At 63.3% G+C, this 18,730-nt stretch carries 18 protein-coding genes; 10 read left to right on the forward strand and 8 right to left on the reverse strand.

What is annotated here, in order from left to right:
- Positions 1-60: 60 nt before the first annotated feature.
- Positions 61-1,020, forward strand: coding sequence for a S1C family serine protease (locus AYK65_RS25195; RefSeq protein ID WP_081161756.1), 960 nt, complete (start codon positions 61-63; stop codon positions 1,018-1,020).
- Positions 1,021-1,061: 41 nt separating this feature from the next.
- Here AYK65_RS25195 and AYK65_RS25200 read toward each other — a convergent pair whose 3' ends face one another.
- Positions 1,062-2,525: a mannitol dehydrogenase family protein gene (locus AYK65_RS25200; protein ID WP_081161757.1), complete on the reverse strand. Its 1,464-nt coding sequence runs from the start codon at positions 2,523-2,525 to the stop codon at positions 1,062-1,064.
- A gap of 348 nt (positions 2,526-2,873) precedes the next feature.
- Between AYK65_RS25200 and AYK65_RS25205 the strand changes: the two genes are divergently transcribed.
- The 8 genes from AYK65_RS25205 (at position 2,874) to AYK65_RS25240 (ending at position 11,135) form a co-directional block, all read left to right on the forward strand.
- Positions 2,874-3,938 carry a glycosyltransferase family 2 protein gene (locus AYK65_RS25205; RefSeq protein ID WP_046117236.1) on the forward strand — a complete coding sequence of 355 codons (1,065 nt, stop codon included), beginning with the start codon at positions 2,874-2,876 and terminating at the stop codon, positions 3,936-3,938.
- 223 nt (positions 3,939-4,161) lie between these two features.
- A complete protein-coding gene (locus AYK65_RS25210; protein WP_046117235.1) occupies positions 4,162-5,421 on the forward strand; it encodes an ABC transporter substrate-binding protein in 1,260 nt (419 codons plus the stop codon).
- 128 nt (positions 5,422-5,549) lie between these two features.
- Positions 5,550-6,470 (forward strand): carbohydrate ABC transporter permease, encoded by a 921-nt coding sequence (locus tag AYK65_RS25215; protein ID WP_026616502.1) that lies wholly within the window; start codon positions 5,550-5,552, stop codon positions 6,468-6,470.
- A gap of 4 nt (positions 6,471-6,474) precedes the next feature.
- Positions 6,475-7,335 (forward strand): carbohydrate ABC transporter permease, encoded by an 861-nt coding sequence (locus tag AYK65_RS25220; RefSeq protein ID WP_026616503.1) that lies wholly within the window; start codon positions 6,475-6,477, stop codon positions 7,333-7,335.
- 20 nt (positions 7,336-7,355) lie between these two features.
- Positions 7,356-8,429 carry an ABC transporter ATP-binding protein gene (locus AYK65_RS25225; RefSeq protein ID WP_046117234.1) on the forward strand — a complete coding sequence of 358 codons (1,074 nt, stop codon included), beginning with the start codon at positions 7,356-7,358 and terminating at the stop codon, positions 8,427-8,429.
- A gap of 67 nt (positions 8,430-8,496) precedes the next feature.
- The gene (locus AYK65_RS25230) at positions 8,497-9,276 is read left to right on the forward strand and encodes a formylglycine-generating enzyme family protein (RefSeq protein WP_244560114.1); all 780 of its coding nucleotides are present in this window, start codon (positions 8,497-8,499) and stop codon (positions 9,274-9,276) included.
- A complete protein-coding gene (locus tag AYK65_RS25235) occupies positions 9,255-10,268 on the forward strand; it encodes a ScyD/ScyE family protein (RefSeq protein ID WP_081161762.1) in 1,014 nt (337 codons plus the stop codon). Before AYK65_RS25230 ends, AYK65_RS25235 begins: the two co-directional genes overlap by 22 nt.
- Before the next feature lie 192 nt (positions 10,269-10,460).
- Complete coding sequence (locus AYK65_RS25240) at positions 10,461-11,135, forward strand: HAD family hydrolase (protein ID WP_046117232.1); 675 nt, start codon at positions 10,461-10,463, stop codon at positions 11,133-11,135.
- A gap of 47 nt (positions 11,136-11,182) precedes the next feature.
- Here the strand turns inward: AYK65_RS25240 and AYK65_RS25245 are convergent, their stop codons facing one another.
- Positions 11,183-11,377, reverse strand: a complete 195-nt coding sequence (locus AYK65_RS25245; protein ID WP_026616508.1) for a DUF2735 domain-containing protein — start codon at positions 11,375-11,377, stop codon at positions 11,183-11,185.
- A gap of 580 nt (positions 11,378-11,957) precedes the next feature.
- On the opposite strand from AYK65_RS25245, the gene AYK65_RS25250 reads away from it, so the two are divergent.
- Positions 11,958-12,992, forward strand: a complete 1,035-nt coding sequence (locus AYK65_RS25250) for a glutamine synthetase beta-grasp domain-containing protein (protein WP_026616509.1) — start codon at positions 11,958-11,960, stop codon at positions 12,990-12,992.
- A gap of 73 nt (positions 12,993-13,065) precedes the next feature.
- Here AYK65_RS25250 and AYK65_RS25255 read toward each other — a convergent pair whose 3' ends face one another.
- From AYK65_RS25255 to AYK65_RS25275, 6 genes are all read right to left on the reverse strand, one after another.
- A complete protein-coding gene (locus tag AYK65_RS25255) occupies positions 13,066-13,842 on the reverse strand; it encodes a TIGR01458 family HAD-type hydrolase (protein WP_081161765.1) in 777 nt (258 codons plus the stop codon).
- Between the two features lie 175 nt (positions 13,843-14,017).
- Positions 14,018-14,182, reverse strand: coding sequence for a hypothetical protein (locus tag AYK65_RS32115; protein ID WP_139793346.1), 165 nt, complete (start codon positions 14,180-14,182; stop codon positions 14,018-14,020).
- A gap of 199 nt (positions 14,183-14,381) precedes the next feature.
- Positions 14,382-15,899 (reverse strand): tripartite tricarboxylate transporter permease, encoded by a 1,518-nt coding sequence (locus AYK65_RS25260; protein ID WP_026616511.1) that lies wholly within the window; start codon positions 15,897-15,899, stop codon positions 14,382-14,384.
- Positions 15,900-15,913: 14 nt separating this feature from the next.
- Positions 15,914-16,408 carry a tripartite tricarboxylate transporter TctB family protein gene (locus AYK65_RS25265; protein ID WP_026616512.1) on the reverse strand — a complete coding sequence of 165 codons (495 nt, stop codon included), beginning with the start codon at positions 16,406-16,408 and terminating at the stop codon, positions 15,914-15,916.
- The gene (locus AYK65_RS25270) at positions 16,405-17,349 is read right to left on the reverse strand and encodes a Bug family tripartite tricarboxylate transporter substrate binding protein (RefSeq protein WP_026616513.1); all 945 of its coding nucleotides are present in this window, start codon (positions 17,347-17,349) and stop codon (positions 16,405-16,407) included. The genes AYK65_RS25265 and AYK65_RS25270 overlap by 4 nt, the downstream gene beginning before the upstream one ends.
- A 237-nt stretch (positions 17,350-17,586) precedes the next feature.
- Positions 17,587-18,654 carry an ABC transporter substrate-binding protein gene (locus AYK65_RS25275; RefSeq protein ID WP_026616514.1) on the reverse strand — a complete coding sequence of 356 codons (1,068 nt, stop codon included), beginning with the start codon at positions 18,652-18,654 and terminating at the stop codon, positions 17,587-17,589.
- Positions 18,655-18,730 lie beyond the last annotated feature (76 nt).

Raw genomic sequence — 18,730 nt, forward strand, 5'->3', positions numbered from 1 at the left:
TGACCGTCACCTTCGCACGCTGCTGCACCTTCCATGCACACAAGTTCGGAGGGATAGGTCATGGGCTACATTGACAAGAACATTCACGCAGCATCCGATGCCGACCTCCTCGACGCCTATTCCCAGACGGTGACGGATGTCGTCGATCGTGTGGGACCGGCGGTGAGCCGGATCGAACGGATCGGCGGGCGCGGCGGCCAGGGGTCCGGCTTCGCGATTTCGCCGGACGGGCTGATCGTCACTAACAACCACGTCGTCGAAGGCGCGCGCGGCATTCGCCTCAAGATGCCGGACGGCTATGTCGGCGAGGGGCGGATTCTCGGGCGCGACCCGGACACGGACCTGGCGCTGATCAGGGCCGATGCGAGCCTCAGCGCCTCGGCGCCGCTCGGCGATTCGAAGAATCTGAGGCGAGGGCAGATCGCGATTGCCATCGGCAACCCTCTCGGCTTCGAGTGGACGGTGACGGCCGGTGTCGTCTCGGCGCTCGGTCGGTCCGTCCGGGCGGCAACCGGACGCCTGCTCGACGACGTGATCCAGACCGATGCGGCGCTCAACCCCGGCAATTCCGGCGGTCCCCTCGTGTCCTCGGCAGGTGAGGTCGTCGGCGTCAACACGGCTGTGATCCAGGGCGCGCAGGGCATTGCCTTCGCCGTCGCTGCGAACACCGCCAATTTCGTGATCTCGGAAATCCTGCGGTTTGGCCGCGTGCGCCGGGCCTTCGTCGGGGTCGCCGTCGACACGATCGCCTTGCCGCGGCGCGCGGCGCTACGCGCCGGCGTCAGCGCGGAAACCTCGGTCAGGCTGCGCCGGGTGGAGGCTGGCGGCCCGGCCGATCAAGCCGGTCTCCGCGAAGGCGACTTCGTGCTCGCCATCGACGGTAGCCCGGTTCTCGGCGTCGACGATATGGTCCGGCTGCTGGATGGCGAACGTATCGGAAGGGCGACCGAGTTTCTGATCTATTCGGTGGCGAACGAGGTTGAACGCAAGACCGTGCTGCCGGTCGCGCGAAGCTCATGACGGGTTCATCTCGGGGCGTCTTCCTTGGAGAGATTCGCCCGTCACACGTAGTCGCGAAGAGTCGCTGCTGACCCCTTTTCGAAGAGCCTCGTCAGAGCGTTGATGAGTGTGAGCCGGAACGGAGCACTTTCTGAAAGATCCGTGCCGAAGACGTCCGTCATCGTCAGAAAGGCCGCGACGATTCCTTCCGGAGCGCCCATCCCCTGCGTAAGCTCGGCGATGCGGGCGGCATGGGGATCCCGTACGTCGATCGGCCGGCCCGCCTCGTCCACTCCGCGCGCATAGCGCATCCAGGCGGCAACGCCGAGCGCCAGGCGGTCGTAGCCAGCGCCCGCTTTCAGCCGGTCGCGGATCGTACCAAGAAGCCGCTGCGGCAGCTTCTGCGAACCGTCCATGGCGATCTGCCATGTGCGGTGGCGCAGCGCCGGATTGCGAAAGCGCTGGAGGAGCTCGGCACGGTAGGCCGCAAGGTCGAAACCCGGCAGCGGCGGAAGCGTCGGGCTCACCTCTTCGCGCATCAGCCCTCCGATCAGCGCTTCCATGCCCGGGAGCGCCATGGCGTCGGCGACCGTTTCGGCGCCAGCGAGATAGCCGAGATAGGCGAGCGTCGAATGGCTGCCGTTCAGGAGGCGGAGCTTCATCATCTCGAAGACGGCGACGTCGTCGGCAAAGAGCGCCCCGGCATTCTCCCAGGCGGGCCGGCCGAGCGGGAAGTCATCTTCGATCACCCATTGCCGGAAGGGCTCGGTCATCACGGGCCATGCATCCTCGACCCCGAGCGCCGCCGCGATCGCACTCCGGTCGCTGTCCGTCGTTGCCGGGACGATCCGGTCCACCATGGTGGAGGGCGAGGCGACGTTGCGGACAAAAGCGGCCAGGGCTGGATCGCGAAGCTCCGCGAAGCGCGTGACGACACGTTTCAGCACGTGGCCGTTGGACGGGAGATTGTCGCAGGTGAGCAGCGTGAACGGTGCTGTCCCGGCGCTTTTTCGGCGGGCCAGCGCCTCGACGATGAAGCCGATTGCCGAGCGGGGTTGGCCGGGGTTTTCGAGGTCGTGAACGATGTCGGGGTGATTTTCGTCGAGCGTGCCGGTTGCAGGATTGTGACAATAGCCTTTTTCGGTGATCGTCAGCGACACGATGCGGGTGGCGGGGTCGGCCATGCGGCGAAGGACGGCTTCCGGGTCCTCCGGCGCGCAGAGCAATTCGACGACGCTGCCGATCACCTGCAGTTCTTCGCCGTCGCCGTCCTGGACCTTGAGCGTGTAGAGCCCGTCCTGTGGGGCGAGGGCGTCCCGGGTTTCGGGGCTCCTGAGCGAAACGCCGCAAATGCCCCAGGAGGGATCCTGTGCGAGCACCGCATCGGTGAAGGCGGCCTGGTGTGCCCGATGAAACGCGCCGATACCGAGATGGACGATGCCGACGGTCACCCGTGCGGGGTCGTAGTTCGGCCTGCCAACGTCCTTGGGTAGCTGGCCGAGCGTCTGTCTTGAGAGCCGTGTCATGAGGTCCGCCTTTCGCGGGAGGTCGCCCGCCCGGCGATCGGTTGGCTGATAGGCATCTTGCTCCTCCCCCGCGTTTTCTCGAAACAGCCAAGAGTTGATAGGCCAGTCGTCGAGATCGAGTCAATCGCCGCCGCCGACGCTGGGGCCGAAGTGGACCGGACGGACGGGGTCATGCAAATGCCATAATGGCTGAAGACGTTCTCGTACATAGATCGAGCACGATCTTCGCCGCCCGCTCAGCCTTGGAGGCTCTTTCGCCGCATTTGCGGTTTTCGGAGCGGGCAAAATCTCCCAGGACCTGATGAGAAGGTTCGCCGCGACCAAAGCAGAATTGCGAGGTTCAATGCGATGCATTCCATCCAAGACCGTCTTCCAGTCTCAATCATCATTGCGAACTACAACTATGCGCGTTTCCTCCCGCGGGCGATCGAGAGCGCACTGGACCAAAGCCACAGTGACGTCGAGGTCATCGTCGTAGACGACGCGTCGATTGACGATTCGGCTGATGTGATCGCCTCCTATGGAGGGAGGATCAAAGCCCATATGCGCGAGGCGAATGGCGGCCATGGCGCAGCCTTCAACACGGGATTTGCGGCGAGCCGGGGAGCGATCGTGCTCTTCCTCGACGCCGACGATTACCTTTACCCGAACGCAGTCTCCGAGATAGTGGCCCGTTGGGAGGACGATACGGCTCAGATGCAGTTCAGGCTGCACATCGTCGACGAATGCGAGCACGTCAACGACGTGTTCCCTCCGCCCGAGGTGCCTTTCGAGTCCGGCGACGTTACTCCGCAATTGTTGCGCCGCGCCCGCTATCAGACGACGGTGACCAGCGGTTTGGCCTTTGCGCGTTCGGCGCTAGACGCGATCATGCCGATCCCGGAGACAGAATTCCGGCAGGGTGCCGATGGTTATCTCGTCACCTTGGCACCGCTTTACGGACAAGTGAGGTCGATCGACTCCTGTCTCGGTGCCTATCGCATCCATGGAAACAATCATTCGATTTTCGCCGAGAAGCTTGGACAGCGAGCGCGCTGGCGTGTCGAGCACGACTTTCACCGCCTGCAAGCGCTGGCGGCTCAGGCGAAGAACGTTGGGCTGGAGGTCTCGCACGACGCCAATCTGCGCGATCCGACGCATCTGGAGGAACGGCTGGCCTCCTTGTGCGTCGATAGCCGGCGCCATCCAGTCGCTGACGATTCCAGGGTAGCGCTCGGTGCTGCCGGTGCCGTCGCAAGCTTGGCAATGAACGTCTCCTTGCGCCGTCGCGCTATGCTGGCGGCCTGGTTCCTATCCGTTGGACTCCTTCCGCTGCGCATGGCAACGGCCGTGTTGTCATGGAAGCTTGTCGCCTCTTCAAGGCCGGCCTTTCTTGCGCGGCTCTCGAAGACCATCCGCCATGTGACGGGATAGGACTCAGGGCCTACCCGAAGTAACTACTAATGCAGCCCTCTCTAAATAAATCCTGATGTGATAAATTAGCGCTGGAGCAACGTCGGCTTGTGGAGCCCGATGACGTTCCGGTCTCGCTCCGAGGCCGGTACTCATTGACGTTGCATCAGCGTCTCCGCCAGGCCGCATCGGCTGGGGCCTCCATGAGGTGCCCTGCACGCAAGCTCGGATTGGGAGGTGTATTATGGTGCGCAAACTGTGTCTCGCCCTGGCGGTCGCGGCATCAGCGCTCGCAATGAGTGCGTCTGCCTGGGCAGACATCACGATCCTCGTGCCTTCGGGGAGTGAGGGTGACGGCCTTAGGGCCGCGGCTGCCGACTACGCGAAGTTGAAGGGCACGAAGGTGGAGACGGTGCAGGCGCCTTATGCCAATGTCTTCGAACAGGGCGCCAATGCAGGGGCAACGAAATCGGGCGTTTTCGACATCATCCTGATGGACGACCCGTGGATTCCGTTTTTCGCCGAAAACGGCCATCTCGAGGATTTGACGTCCTACTTCAAGAATGCGGGCGTCGAGGGACCGGACAACGACTTCCTGTCGAAGTCGCTGGCGATCTGCCGCAATCCCTATAATGAGGGGCCTTATGTCTGCCTGCCATATGTCGGCAACGCGCAGATGTTTTTCTATGACGCCGCCAAGTTCAAGGAGGCGGGCGTCGAGGCGCCGAAGACCTGGGATGACGTCCTGAAGGCTGCGAAAATGCTGACCGAGCAGGGAGGGGGCCGTTATTTCGGCTATGTCTTCCGCGGCGGTCAGGGCAACCCGGTGGTGGCCGACTTCATGCCGATCTTCTGGTCCTATGGCGCCAATATGTTCAATGAGGACCGGACGAAGGTCACCATCGACACGCCGGAGGGCGCCGAAGCCATGAAGATGTTCATGGCCTTGCGCGACGTCTCTCCGAAGGGTGTGGAGAGCTACAACGCCAACGAAGTCGGAACGGCCATGGCCGCCGGCACCGCTGCCTCGTCGATCAACTGGCCGAACTGGGTCGCGACCTTCGAGGATCCGAGCCAATCGAAGATGGTCGGCAAGATTTCCTATAGCCCGATTCCGGCGGGTACCAAGCCGGGCAGCTCGGAGATAGGCCATTGGACCATGGGCATCATGGCGGCGTCCAAGAACAAGCAGGAGGCCTTCGACTTCATGATGTGGGCGACCTCGCCCCAGCAGATCAGGATCTCCGCCGAGCGCGGCAATCCGCCCGTCCGAGCGTCGGTCTTCACCGATCCGGAACTCACCAAACAGGAGAAGTTTCGCCACTATCCGGTGTTGATGCAGGCGATCGAGGCTTCGACGCCCCGGCCGCGCCACCCGAAGTGGCCGGAAATCGAGAACGCCTTCGGGATCGAGCTCTCAAAGGCCGTCGCCGGAACGATCAAGCCGGAGGAGGCGCTGAAGAACTCGCAAGCCGCGGTCGAAGAGATTACCGGCATCAAATAAACGGCCGACCGCAAGGCGGGGCTTCCGTTCCCGCCTTGCGGTCGGTGCTAAGGCGCGGGGTCGAGGAACGCCGCACGGGCCCTGCCTCTTCCCGCCCCAGTGCGTACGGACAGGTCCGGGAGGGACCTATGTTGAAGTCCGAAAAAGGCACAGCTGCGTCGCTCCGACTTGGGCGCGGTATGGAGCAATGGTCCGAGCGTCACCTGCGCTATCTCATGCTCGCCCCGACGGTGGTGATTCTCCTGGCGCTGACGATCTTCCCGAGCATCTACATGTTCTATGCGGCGGTCCACAGGGTCAGTCCCAACCCCGACCTGCCCTGGACCTTCGTCGGCGTCGACAACTTCGCCCGGCTGCTCACCGACGGCCAATTCCAGGTCGCCCTGCGCAACACCGTCGTCTTTACGGTCGTGGCGGTGTCGATTGAATTCCTGCTCGGCCTCGGCCTCGCGCTCTTGCTCGACAAGTTCATCCGCCGGCTTACTTTCCTGAAGACCGTGCTGATGATCCCGATGATGCTGCCGCCGATCGCCGTCGCCATCACCTGGAAGCTCATCTACGAGCCGCAATTCGGCGTTCTCAACGAGATCATGTTCCGCCTCGGCCTGCCCATACAGGCCTGGGCCGGCGACGTGAACCTTGCGATGTTCTCGATCATCGTTGCCGATGTCTGGCAGTGGACGCCGTTCATCTTTCTCCTGATGCTCGCGGGACTCGCCAGCCTGCCCGTCGAGCCCTATGAGGCGGCCGCGCTCGACGGCGCCTCATCCTGGCGGCAGTTCTGGGACCTGACGATTCCCTTCCTGAAGCCGGTCATCGCCATTGCCCTCCTCCTGCGCGTGATGGATGCGCTGCGCCTGTTCGACCTTGTCTTTATCCTGACAGGGGGCGGGCCGGCGGACCGGACCAAGGTCCTGAGCCTCTATATCTACCAGGTCGCCTATCGCTTCGCCGATCCCGGTTATGCGGCGGCGATATCGCTCTTCGTTCTGTTTGTGACGATCGTCTTGAGCACCTGGTTCATGAAACGCATGCGGCTTGCGGAGTGAGGCGATGGCGACGATAAGAACACGCAACCGCAGCCGGGAGATGCTTCTCCGCTTCGCGGCCTATCTCACGATCCTTGTTGCGCTGATCCTGACCCTGTTTCCGGTCTATTGGATCGCGGCGAACTCCTTCAAGTTCGATATCGACATCTTCGCCGTGCCGCCGGAGTGGCTGCCGCGAAACCCGACTCTGAAGCACTACGACGAAGCCTTCGTCCAGCGACCGTTCCTGCGCTATGCGTTGAACAGCTTCCTGGTCGCGATCGGGACCACCGCCATTTCGGTGACCTTCGGCACCATGGCGGGCTACGCGCTCGCGCGGTTCCGCTATCCGTGGCAGTGGCGAAAGCAGATTTCGTTCTGGATCCTTTCGACGCGGATGATGCCGCCGATCGTCAGCATCATTCCGCTCTACCTGTTCTTCAACTATTTCGACATGCTCAACACGAAGTCGGCTCTGATCATCGCCTATACCGCCTTCAACCTGCCCTTCGCGACCTGGATGATGAAGAGCTATTTCCAGGATCTTCCGGTCGAGCTCGAAGAGGCGGCGATCGTCGACGGCGACACGCGTTGGGGGGCGTTCCTGCACGTGGCGCTGCCGCTTGCGCGACCTGGGCTTGCAGCAACCGCCATCTTCTGCCTGATCATCTCGTGGAACGAATTCCTGCTGTCTCTCATCGTCACGCTCACCGAGCAGTCGCAGACGCTGCCGATCGGTATTGCCGGGCGCGTGACCCAGTACGCGACCTATTGGGGCGAGATCAGCGCAGCCGGCTTCATGGCCTGCGTACCAATCGTCATCTTCGCCTTCATCGTCCAGAAGCATCTCGTCCGGGGGCTCTCCCTCGGCGCCGTCAAGGGTTGAAGGGAGAGGGGTTGAGGCCGATGGCGTCCGTTAGGTTCGACAATGTGACCAAGAAGTTCGGCGAATTCGTCGCCGTCGCCAATTTCAACATCGAGATCCGCGACAAGGAGTTCCTCGTGCTGCTCGGGCCTTCGGGTTGCGGCAAGACGACAACGATGCGGATGGTCGCCGGTCTCGAAGAGGCGACGTCCGGCGATATTTATATCGACGCCGATCGCGTCAACGATGTGCTGCCGAAATATCGCGACGTCGCGATGGTCTTCCAATCCTACGCGCTCTATCCGCATCTAACCGTCGAGGACAATATCGGCTATCCCTTGAAGATCCGCAAAGTGCCACCGGAGGAATACACGCGGCGCGTGGCCGAGGTGGCACGGCGGGTCGAGCTCGAAACCATGCTCAAGCGCCTGCCGAAGGAGCTTTCGGGCGGCCAGCGGCAGCGGGTCGCGCTCGCCCGCGCCATCGTGCGCACGCCGCGCGTCTTCCTAATGGACGAGCCGCTGTCCAATCTCGACGCGAAGCTGCGCACCCAGATGCGGGCGGAACTGAAGCACTTGCAGCACGAATTGCAGGTGACGACGATCTATGTGACACATGACCAGATCGAGGCGATGACGCTCGCCCACCGGGTCGCGGTGATGAACAAGGGCGTGATCGAGCAACTCGGAACGCCGCGAGAAATCTACAATGATCCTCGCACGCTCTTCGTCGCGGGGTTCATTGGCTCCCCGTCCATGAATCTCATCCCCGGCGAGGTGAAGGACGGCGTGTTCGCGAGCGCGGGCCTTCGAGTCGGCGGCGCGGGCCGCTTCAATATCCCGCGCGCCGTGCTCGGGGTACGCCCCGAAGATATACATGTGGCAAGCGCCGAAGATCCCGACACCAATCTGGTGGCGCCGATCTATTCGGTGGAGCTTACCGGCGAGAACACGCTCGTAAGCCTGCAGCTCGGGGGCCAGCTCTTGGCGGTGCGGGCCGACAAGAACTTTTCCGGTCAGATCGATCAGAGGGTCGCCGTTAGGATCGCCAGGGATCGCATGTTCCTATTCGATGCGGAGACGGAGCGACGTGTCGATATCCAGTCCAATAGCTGAGATGCCGGACGCGGGTGGCGATGGTAAGGCGGGTGCGGGGAGAGACGGCCGAGCACGGCGTAGTCCGATGGGCGATCGCCCTAAGACAGTGACAGCGGCGATCGCTCTTTTCATGACAGCCGGAGCGCTCGCCGCCGACGCAGGTCCGATTCACGGTAACCCGCTGATCGAGATACCCGCAGGCCCCTTCGTCTTTGGCCGCGATGACGGCCCCGAGAACGAGCGGCCGCGTCGGGTGGTGGAGGGGCAGTCTTTTCAGATCAACCGCACCGAGATCACCAACCGGCAATATGCACGCTTCGTCGAAGCGACCGGCCATCGGCCCGCCTTTTATGCCGGCCACCCGGTGCTGGGACTGGACGACCGTCCGGTTGTGGGCGTCAGTTGGGCGGACGCGGACGCTTACTGCCGGCATTATGGCCTCTCGCTGCCGTCGGAAGAGCAATACGAACGGGCGGCGCGGGGAGCGGCGGGGAAAGCATTTCCCTGGGGCTCTGCCGCCCCGGACGAGACCCGAGTCAATGCCGGTGCCGAGGTCTGCTGTTCGGCAGACGCGCGCGACGGTTATCCGATGACCGCGCCGGCAGATGCTTTCGCAAGCGGCGCGAGCGGGGAGGGCGTGTTCAACCTTGTCGGCAATGTCTGGGAGTGGACAAAGGATGTCTACGCCCCTTACGAGAGGAGCGGAGAAGAGGCGCAATCGGCCACCGGAACATTCCGCGTGCTGCGCGGCGGGTCGTGGAACAGCGACCCGAGCCATCTGACGACGACCTACCGGCTCGCCTATGATCCCGACTTCCGCTTCTCGGCAAATGGCGGCTTCCGATGCGTGCGCTCCGAACCCTGATAGCCGCCTCGATGCTTATGCTTCCTGCGGCGGTGATGGCCGCAGAGCCCTCCGCTTCGCCGGACTACGGGCTCGAGACCATCCATGTGCCGGGAGCCAGCTTCGCCGGCCTGGCGCGCGACGACGACGCGCTGCTGGTGAGCGATCTTGCGAGCGGCCGGCTTTATCGCCGCGGCCCGGACGGCGGGCTTGCCGCCTTCGGTCCGGTCTTTCCGCATGGCCTCGACGTGATCGGCGACCCGACCGGACCCTACCGCGTCGCCCGCCTCGGGCACCGGCTGGTGGTTGCTCAAGGGTGGACGCCGGTCGATAGGCGCGAGGGACCGCTCGACCATGCGCTCGTCGCGCTCGACAATGCCGGCAAGACGAGCGTCATCAGCAATGATTTCTGGAACCCGTTCGATTTCGTCGCGGCGGCTGACGAGCTTTACGTTGTCGACGCCGCGCGCAACAGCGTCGAACACCTGCGACTGGATGGCCGCAGGAATACGATCGTCACCTTCCGACGGCTGGAACAAAGAGGAGAGACGCTGCAAGGCTTGTCGCCGACGGAGTTCGCAAAGGGCGAAACCCATGCCGTCGACGCGGTGCCGACCGGCGTCGCGCTCAGCAACGGGCGGCTCTACATCACGCTCTTCGGCGGCTTTCCCTTCCTGCCAGGCGCCGGCAAGGTCGTTTCGCTCCCTGTGGCTGGTGGCCCGTCTACGCCGAGGCTCGAGGCGGAGGGGCTCAACGCGCCGGTGGCCGTCGCCTTCGACCACAACGGGGCGATGCTCGTCCTCGAGCATGGAACCTACGACCAGAGCCACGGATTCGCAAAAGGCAGCGGCCGACTGCTGCGATTCGGTGAGGGTGATCGCGAGGTGATCCTCGATGGGCTCACGCGGCCGGTGTCGGTTCTCGTTTGGGACGGACGGCAGCTCGTCGTTTCCGATCTCGGCGGCAATCTCCATTTTCTACGGCACCGCGCGTCTGATCCGACGCGCAAATAGAGTTCACGAAGAGAAAGTAGAACTACTGCGCCGCGCGTCAGACGCGCGAAGGTCGCTGTAGCAGTTTTGAGGTGCTGGATGTTTTTGTCCTTAAATCGGCTAACGATTTAAGGAAACATGCAGTAGCGCCTGTTCCCGTGTGAAGCCTGCACCATATTCCGGGTGACGGCATCATCAAGCAGGAGAAATAGCATGCGCATTGAACCGGTCTTCCTGTTCGATCTCGACGGCACCCTCGTCGACAGCGTCTATCAGCATGTGCTTGCCTGGAAGGAAGCGCTCGACGGTGAGGGCATTGATCTCTCGGTTTGGCGCATTCACCGCAAGATCGGGATGAGCGGCGGCCTCTTCACCAATCAGCTCCTGCGCGAAACGAACATGGAGATCAGCGAGGAGCGGGTAGCGCGCCTGCGCCGACGCCATGCCGAAGCCTATAAGCGGCAGGCGGACAGCATTCGGCCACTGCCCGGCGCACGCGAGCTGCTAAGCTGGCTTACGGACGCGAAGATATCCTACGCGATCGCGACGAGCGGGCGCATGGAAACGGCGGCCGTGAACCTCGCTGCGCTTGACGTCGATCCGGCAGTCATCCCGGTCGTCACGCGGGACCTCGTCAAATATGCCAAGCCCGACCCGGACCTCTTTCTCGCCGCCGCCGAGCAGCTCGGCGCGCCCATCGAAACGGCGGTGGTTGTCGGCGACAGCATCTGGGACATGCTGGCAGCGGTGCGCTGCCGCGCTTTGGGCGTTGGGCTGTTAAGCGGCGGTTACGGGCACGAGGAACTGCGGCACGCGGGAGCGTATCGCATTTTCGAAGATCCCGCCGACATGCTTAACCATATCGACGAGCTTGGAGGACGGCGGTGACGAAAGCAGCGTTCTGATCCCCGCACGCCTGGGAACGAGCCGGAGGCTCAGTGCGTGGTCTTGGCCTCTTCGCGAACCGCTTCTTCGTGATACCAGCAGCCGTCGACGGCAGCCGCGCACACATCCGAGGAGGCGATGTCTCCCTTCCGCTGGACTTCGGAGCGACGCTCCTCGGCCTTCCGTGGGATCCGCGTCGGAAACTTCAGGATCGTCGCAGACTTGCCGTGAAAACTCGTGGCCATGCTCTGGTCTCCCGTGAGTCCTGGAGGAAACATAGTGCATGGAGACGCGAATTGCACATCATTTGCGCCAATTGCCGAAAAATCGTTCAATTGGGTGCCGGAATCGCGAGCATTCTCCGATGCATTTCTCGGAGAGATAGCCGCGGGTGCGATTTTTTAGGCAGCAGCGCCTCTCTGGCGCATTTTGGAGCACTGATTTTTCCGTCAGTTGCGCCGCTCCCCTGAGCGAGGGCGCCGAAAAAGGGGGATGCCGACGGCGTCGTGCATCCTGATACCACAAAGGCTGCGGTAGCGCGTTGAATTGCTGCATGTTTTTGTCCTGATTCAACTTCGATCGGCGACGCGACGCTTGAGGCCTCGGCGGGAAAGAGAGCGCCGGCTTCCGGTCGCCTTCGCGGCGCTGAGTGGCGCGGATTCAATCCGCGGCGGCTGCGTCACCCAAAAAAGTATCCCTTACGCGGTCGAGTTGGCACGCTTGATGCTTAAGGGGAATCGATCCCTGGCGGTTGAACGCATATCGTGCGGAGGCCGCTTCAGGATTTGCTCAAACCTCGCAGCACCACGTTAGAGAGATTTGCTGATGACAAAGTATAAGCTCGAGTACATCTGGCTCGATGGCTACACGCCGGTACCCAATCTCCGCGGCAAGACGCAGATCAAGGAATTCGACGCGTTTCCGACGCTCGAGCAGCTCCCGCTCTGGGGCTTCGACGGCAGCTCGACGATGCAGGCCGAAGGCCGCAGCTCCGATTGCGTGCTGAAGCCGGTTGCCGTCTACCCGGATCCGGTCCGCACCAACGGCGTGCTGGTCATGTGCGAGGTCATGATGCCGGACGGCAAGACGCCGCATCCGTCGAACAGCCGCGCGACGATCCTGGACGACGAAGGCGCCTGGTTCGGTTTCGAGCAGGAATACTTCTTCTACAAGAACGGCCGTCCGCTGGGCTTCCCGGAGCAGGGCTATCCGGCACCGCAGGGCCCGTACTACACCGGCGTCGGTTACAGCAACGTCGGCGACGTCGCACGTCAGATCGTCGAAGAACACCTCGACATCTGCCTGGCTGCCGGCATCAACCATGAAGGCATCAACGCCGAAGTCGCCAAGGGCCAGTGGGAATTCCAGGTCTTCGGCAAGGGCTCCAAGAAGGCCGCCGACGAAGTCTGGATGGCGCGTTACCTGCTGCAGCGCCTGACGGAAAAGTACGGCATCGACATCGAGTGGCACTGCAAGCCGCTCGGTGATACCGACTGGAACGGCTCCGGCATGCACTGCAACTTCTCGACCGCCTATATGCGCGAAGTCGGCGGCAAGGATTATTTCGAAGCGCTGATGGCCGCCTTCGAGAAGAACCTGCACGAGCATATCGCCGTCTACGGTCCGGACAACCACCTGCGCCTGACCGGCAAGCACGAGACAGCACCGTGGAACAAGTTCAGCTACGGCGTTGCCGACCGCGGCGCATCGATCCGCGTTCCACACAGCTTCGTCAACAACGGATACCGCGGCTATCTCGAAGATCGCCGTCCGAACTCCCAGGGCGACCCCTACCAGATCGCTTCCCGCGTCCTGAAGACGATTTCCAGCGTTCCGACGACGGTTTCGAAGGTAGCGTAATACTCCCAAGACTTCATGGCGCCGACCGCAGGGTCGGCGCCATGCTTTTTTCGAATTCCGGTTCCGCGCGCGATCACCCTTCGCTGCGGTTCCGAAGGATCCAATCGACTGCGGCCGAGACGTCAGCCACCGTCGCTGTCGGCGCGGGCTCGAAACGGCTCTCGTCACCCGCCCGATATTTGCCCGTGCGCACCAGCAGTGCGTGACCAACGCCGGCTTTGAGCGCGCCGGCGACATCCGTTTCCGCGTCGTCCCCGACCATCACGGCATCCGCGCCCGGGCAGTCGATGGGGGCCAGCGCAGAGCGGAAAAAGTCGGGTGCCGGCTTGCCGAGGACAACGGCTTGTTTCTGGGCCGCGAATTCCAGCGCGGCGATGAAAGCGCCGGCGTCGAGGCTCAATTTCTCGTCGGTGTCCTTGAAGGTGCGGTTCGGCGCCAGCGCCAGCAACTCCGCGCCGTCGACAAGCTCCCGAAACGCCGCATTGAGCGCGCGATACTCGAAGGCCTCGCCCGCATCGCCGACAACGACGGCCGTGCTCGCGGCGTCCGGCAGGTCCCGAAACTCGGAAACGAGATCGGGATGAACGAGAAGGTGTGGCGATCGCGCATGCTGGCGAAGCCAGCGACACGCTGCCTCTGCTGGGGTGAATAGCTCGTCGCTCGCGACTGCAAGGCCGAGCCTCGTAAGGCGATCGACAACGGCTCGCTTCGTTGAGCGCGTGGTGTTGCTGACGAAGCGGATCGGCAGGCCGGCTGCGTGCAAGCGAGCGACAGCCTCGGTTGCGCCCGGCACGGCGCTCTCGCCGTCATAGATGACCCCGGCAAGATCAAGGAGCACTGCATTGATCATCCGGTCAGGATGGCACGCTAGTGCTGTCGGTCAAGTTTCGCGCTGAGGTGAATGCGGAGTTGAGGCGCATCACTGCGAGCGCCGTTTTCTCGCGCCACACTGAGCGGCGCTCTATGCCGCGGCGGTTCTGCCGCCGCGCTCGTACAAGCTGAAGCCGTAGTTACACGCCGGCGTCTCAGCCGCGGCGGGTGTCCGGGAAGTTGGCCGGATCGATGCCGAGGGTGCGGAGATCGCGTGCAGTCGGGCGGCGGTGACCTTCGACGGCGGCGGCCGCGGCAGTGGCGGCACCCAGGACTGCGAAGGCGCGGCCGATGAAGCCCATGCGGTTCTTGCTAGTCATCTCTTTGCTCGCTTTCGTTTTTCTCTTTCGATGAGAAAAAGATGGGCCCGGCGAGGTTCTTTTGCAATGCACAAAACCTCAGCCCAGCCATGCAACGAAAGCAGGCCCGGCGGGGGTCACCCGGCCGGGCCTGGATCGGAGCGGAACGAGGCTGCCCCTCCTCGTCTCGCTCCTCGAAACGCCTTGGGAGGCGGAGGGGTCAGTCTTCGCTGGCTGCGAGCTGGGCAAGGACTTCGCCGCGGCCGCGTGCTCTGAGGATGAGCGGCACGATCAGGGCCAGCGCCGCAATCACTAAGAGCACCGCGGCGATCGGCGAGGTGAAGAGCACGGTTATATCGCCCTGGCTGATCGAAAGCGCCCGGCGCAATTGCTGCTCGGCAAGCGGCCCGAGGATCAGGCCGACGACGACCGGCGCGATCGGATAGCCGAAGACCCGCATGACATAGCCGAGCAGGCCGAAGGCGAGCAGCATGCCAAGCTCGAAGACCGACGGGTTGGCGCCGATGGTGCCGAGCGTCGCGAACAACAGAATGCCGGCATAGAGCCAGGGCTTCGGGATCGTCAGAAGCCTCACCCAGAGACCGATCAGGGGCAGGTTCAGGACAAGCAGCATGAAGTTGGCGATGAGCAAGCTGGCAATCAGGCCCCAGACGAGCTGAGGATTGGTGGCGAAAAGCAGCGGACCCGGCTGCAGGCCGTATTGCTGAAAGCCGGCGAGCATGATCGCCGCTGTTGCCGTCGTCGGCAGACCGAGCGTCAGGAGCGGCACGAGCGTACCGGCGGCGGATGCGTTGTTGGCGGCTTCGGGACCGGCCACGCCTTCAATCGCGCCATTGCCGAATTCTTCCGGATGCTTGGTCAGGCGCTTCTCCGCCGCATAGGAGAGGAAGGTGCCGATCTCGGCGCCGCCGGCCGGCATGGCGCCGATCGGGAAGCCGATGAAGGTGCCGCGCAGCCAGGGCTTCCACGAACGCGCCCAGTCCATTGCGCTCATCCAGACCGAGCCGCGAACCGCCTCGACCTTGTCGGGGCCGCGGTCTCCTTGGGCTGCGATGAACAGCGTCTCGCCGATCGCGAACATCGCGACCGCAAGCGTCGTCACTTCGATGCCGTCGAGAAGGTCGGGCACCCCGAAGGAGAGGCGCGTCTGGCCCGTCAACTGGTCGATGCCGATGCAGGCGAGCGTCAGACCGACGAAGAGCGAGGTGAGGCCGCGTAGCGTCGAATCGCCGAAGGCGGAGGAGACCGTGACGAAGGCGAGCACCATCAGGGCGAAATATTCGCGCGGCCCGAAGACGAGTGCGAGCTTCACGATGTAGGGGGCGATGAAGGCGAGCGCGAGCGTTGCAATAAGGCCCGCCACGAAGGAGCCGATCGCCGCCGTTGCGAGAGCCGGGCCGCCGCGGCCGGCGCGGGCCATCTTGTTGCCCTCGAGCGCGGTGACGATCGACGAGCTTTCACCCGGTGTGTTGAGCAGGATCGACGTCGTCGAGCCGCCATACATGCCGCCATAATAGATGCCGGCGAACATGATCAGCGAACCGCCCGGGTCGAGCTTGTAGGTAACGGGCAGGAGGAGCGCGACCGTCAATGCCGGGCCGATGCCAGGGAGCACGCCGACGGCGGTGCCGAGCGTCACGCCGATCAGAGCGTAGAGCAGGTTCATCGGCTGGGCAGCGACCAACAGCCCCTGCAGCAGGAAATCGAAAGTACCCATGGTCGTCGGCCCTCTCAGAAGAACAGGCGTTCAAGCGGCCCTGCGGGCAGCGACAATTGCAGGAGCTTGGCGAAAATCAGCCAGACGAGGTAGCTGAACGCGATGCCGATCGGGATCGTAAACCATAGCCTACGCTTTCCGAACCCACATGCCGTCATGGCGAAAAGGATGCCGGTTGCGATCGAAAAGCCGAGCGTGTTGAGCAGCAGCATCTGTGCGGCGAGCCCGCCGACGATCCAGACGACCGGGCCGAATTCCTGCTTCTCGCGTTCGTGGCCGAAGTCGCCCCTCAAGGCTTCTGCGGCCGTCCAGATCGCGAGCCCGACAAGACAGAAGGCGATCGCATAGGGAACCGTGGTCGGCCCAACCTGCGAATAGCCTGCAAGCCCCGACAGGCGTGAAACGTCCCAGAAGATCAGACCCGCGATCGCGGCCAAGACGACGGCGATGATCAGCGCCGCCCGGTCGGGGCGGCGCGTTTCGGCAGAAGGGTTGTTGCCCTTGTTCATTTGACCAGTCCGATATCCTTGAGGACGGTTTCCGTCGCAGCAATGTCTTTGGTGAGCTGTTCCTTGAAGGCGTCGCCGGCGAGATAGGTATCCTGCCAACCCTTGGTCTTCAGCACTTCCTGCCAGCCGGCGGATTTGGCGAGCTTTTCGATGTCGGCGGAGACGGCGGCTTTCTGCTCGTCGGTAAGGCCAGGAGCGGCCGCAACCATGCGCCAGTTTTCGACGACCACGTCGACGCCCGATTCCTTCAGCGTCGGTGCGTCGATGCCCGGGATGCGCTCGGCGCTCGAAACGGCAAGCAAGCGAAGCGTGCCGGCCTTGACCTGGGATTCGAACTCACCATAGCCGGAGATGCCGGCCGTCACCTGGCTGCCGAGGATCGCGGCGAGCGCTTCGCCGCCGCCGGAATAGGCGATGTAGTTGATTTTCGTCGGATCGACGCCTGCAGCCTTGGCGATGAGGCCGACCGCGATGTGGTCGGTGCCGCCTGCCGAGCCGCCGGCCCAGGAGACCGAGCCCGGATCCTTCTTCAGCGCCGCGACGAGGTCGGCCATGGTCTTGATCTCGGAAGCGGCCGGAACGACGATCGCCTCATATTCGCCCGTCAGCCGTGCGATCGGCTCGACGTCCTTGAGCGTTACCGGCGAATTGTTGGTGAGGATGGCGCCCACCATCACGTAGCCGCCCACGAGCAGAGCATTCGGGTTGCCCTTCTGCTGGCTGGCGAACTGGGCGAGGCCGATCGTGCCGCCGGCGCCCGGAACGTTCTGTACCTGCACGTTGCCCGAAATGCCTTCCTGCTGCATGACGGTCTGCAGCGAACGGGCGGTCTGGTCCCAGCCGCCGCCCGGATTTGCCGGCGCGATGATCGTGTAGTCGGCGGCATAGGCCGGCAATGCCAGAGCGCCGGCGAGAATGGATGCGAGGAAGAAATGTTTCAAGGTCGGTCCTCCGTGAGGCGCGCTTCGTTGCGCGCACGTTGATTATCGTCGCGAACGGGAGAAGCGGGTGGTCGACTGAAGCGGCGACCTCCGACCGGATTGGTGATGTCCTCCCGATACACTGCCGGCGATCCGCCTCCACGGGCTCGCCAGTGACCTTAAGCCACCATAGAAAGCTGACATTAACCTGACATCAAGTCCGCTTCGCGTAAATGACTTGTTTGGCTGCGGAAATTTTCACTGCAGCCGCAGCATCTCGTTCCAGCGGGCAATCAGCCGCGCGCGCTTGACCTGGTCGAGATAGACCATCAGTCCGGGGCTGACCGGCACCGGCTTCAGCTGCGCGCCGAGCATCTCCTGCATCGTATTGGCCGTATTCTCACCGGCGACGTCCGGGCTCACGGCCGGGATCTGCAGTTCCCGCGCCATGATCGTCTGACCTTCCTTGGACATGAAGAATTCGAGATAGCGGCGGCCGAGCTCGGGAGCGGCCGCCGCCTGCGGCACGAGGCCGATTCTCGACATGACCACGGTATAGTCCCTCGGCAGAACGATGCCGACGTCCGGATGCCGCGAGGCCCAGTCGGCGGCATAGGAGCCCAGGATATTGTAGCCGAGGACGAAACGTCCGTCGGAAACCCGCTCCAGGATCGCCTGACTGGTCGAATAGAGTTTCACGCCGGCCGCGCCCATTGCGCGGATGACGGTCCAGATGTCGCCGAACTGCTCCTGGTCGCGCGACATGAAGAGGAAGCCGACGCCGGAGCGTTCGATATCATAGGTACCGATGCGGCCGAAGACGGCGCTTCCCTTCCGCTTGAGATAATCGACGAATTCGGCGCGCGTCGCCGGTGGCCGCTCATCCTTGAAGCTCGGCTTGTGGTAGACGAAGACGGCGGGTTCGAAAGTCAGCGCATAGGCCGTGTTGCGCCAGTTCGCCCAAGCCGGCCAGCGCCCGCTCATCGGCAGGTCGCTACGCTGCGCATAGCCGTCATTGCTGAGCTTGACCTGCAGGTCCATGGCCGACGAAAAGGCGAAATCCGCGGTCTTCTGGCCGGCGTCCGTCTCCTTGACGATCCGGTCGTAGATCTCGCCGGTCAGCATGTCCTCATAGCGCACCGCCACATCCGGATTGGCTTTCTGGAAGCCGACGATCATCGGCCGAGCAAGCGGTTCGTCGAGCGAGGAATAGACCGTCAGGATCGGTGCGTCGGCATCGCCGGAACCGGCCGGAAAAAACACCGGGGCCGCATGCGCAATCGCGGAGGACAGAACTGAAAAAGCTAGAGAAATCAAGAACCGCATAAATCCACAATGCCTGAGCAGAGCGCCGTTCACAAGCAAGCTCGTGACCGATAAAGTGATCTCGGGGAGAAGCGAT

Origin of the sequence: Ensifer aridi, assembly GCF_002078505.1 — a bacterium.
GTDB classification, from domain to species: Bacteria; Pseudomonadota; Alphaproteobacteria; order Rhizobiales; family Rhizobiaceae; genus Sinorhizobium; species Sinorhizobium aridi.

Excerpts from the sequence above, each read along its gene's own strand:
- AYK65_RS25275 (WP_026616514.1), bottom strand. The coding sequence starts at position 18,654 with ATGCGGTTCTTGATTTCTCTAGCTTTTTCAGTTCTGTCCTCCGCGATT.
- AYK65_RS25210 (WP_046117235.1), top strand. The coding sequence starts at position 4,162 with ATGGTGCGCAAACTGTGTCTCGCCCTGGCGGTCGCGGCATCAGCGCTC.
- AYK65_RS25220 (WP_026616503.1), top strand. The coding sequence starts at position 6,475 with ATGGCGACGATAAGAACACGCAACCGCAGCCGGGAGATGCTTCTCCGC.
- AYK65_RS25230 (WP_244560114.1), top strand. The coding sequence starts at position 8,497 with ATGGGCGATCGCCCTAAGACAGTGACAGCGGCGATCGCTCTTTTCATG.
- AYK65_RS25245 (WP_026616508.1), bottom strand. The coding sequence starts at position 11,377 with ATGGCCACGAGTTTTCACGGCAAGTCTGCGACGATCCTGAAGTTTCCG.
- AYK65_RS25235 (WP_081161762.1), top strand. The coding sequence starts at position 9,255 with ATGCGTGCGCTCCGAACCCTGATAGCCGCCTCGATGCTTATGCTTCCT.
- AYK65_RS25250 (WP_026616509.1), top strand. The coding sequence starts at position 11,958 with ATGACAAAGTATAAGCTCGAGTACATCTGGCTCGATGGCTACACGCCG.
- AYK65_RS25240 (WP_046117232.1), top strand. The coding sequence starts at position 10,461 with ATGCGCATTGAACCGGTCTTCCTGTTCGATCTCGACGGCACCCTCGTC.
- AYK65_RS25215 (WP_026616502.1), top strand. The coding sequence starts at position 5,550 with ATGTTGAAGTCCGAAAAAGGCACAGCTGCGTCGCTCCGACTTGGGCGC.
- AYK65_RS25200 (WP_081161757.1), bottom strand. The coding sequence starts at position 2,525 with ATGACACGGCTCTCAAGACAGACGCTCGGCCAGCTACCCAAGGACGTT.
- AYK65_RS25205 (WP_046117236.1), top strand. The coding sequence starts at position 2,874 with ATGCATTCCATCCAAGACCGTCTTCCAGTCTCAATCATCATTGCGAAC.
- AYK65_RS25260 (WP_026616511.1), bottom strand. The coding sequence starts at position 15,899 with ATGGGTACTTTCGATTTCCTGCTGCAGGGGCTGTTGGTCGCTGCCCAG.
- AYK65_RS32115 (WP_139793346.1), bottom strand. The coding sequence starts at position 14,182 with ATGACTAGCAAGAACCGCATGGGCTTCATCGGCCGCGCCTTCGCAGTC.
- AYK65_RS25265 (WP_026616512.1), bottom strand. The coding sequence starts at position 16,408 with ATGAACAAGGGCAACAACCCTTCTGCCGAAACGCGCCGCCCCGACCGG.
- AYK65_RS25195 (WP_081161756.1), top strand. The coding sequence starts at position 61 with ATGGGCTACATTGACAAGAACATTCACGCAGCATCCGATGCCGACCTC.
- AYK65_RS25225 (WP_046117234.1), top strand. The coding sequence starts at position 7,356 with ATGGCGTCCGTTAGGTTCGACAATGTGACCAAGAAGTTCGGCGAATTC.
- AYK65_RS25255 (WP_081161765.1), bottom strand. The coding sequence starts at position 13,842 with ATGATCAATGCAGTGCTCCTTGATCTTGCCGGGGTCATCTATGACGGC.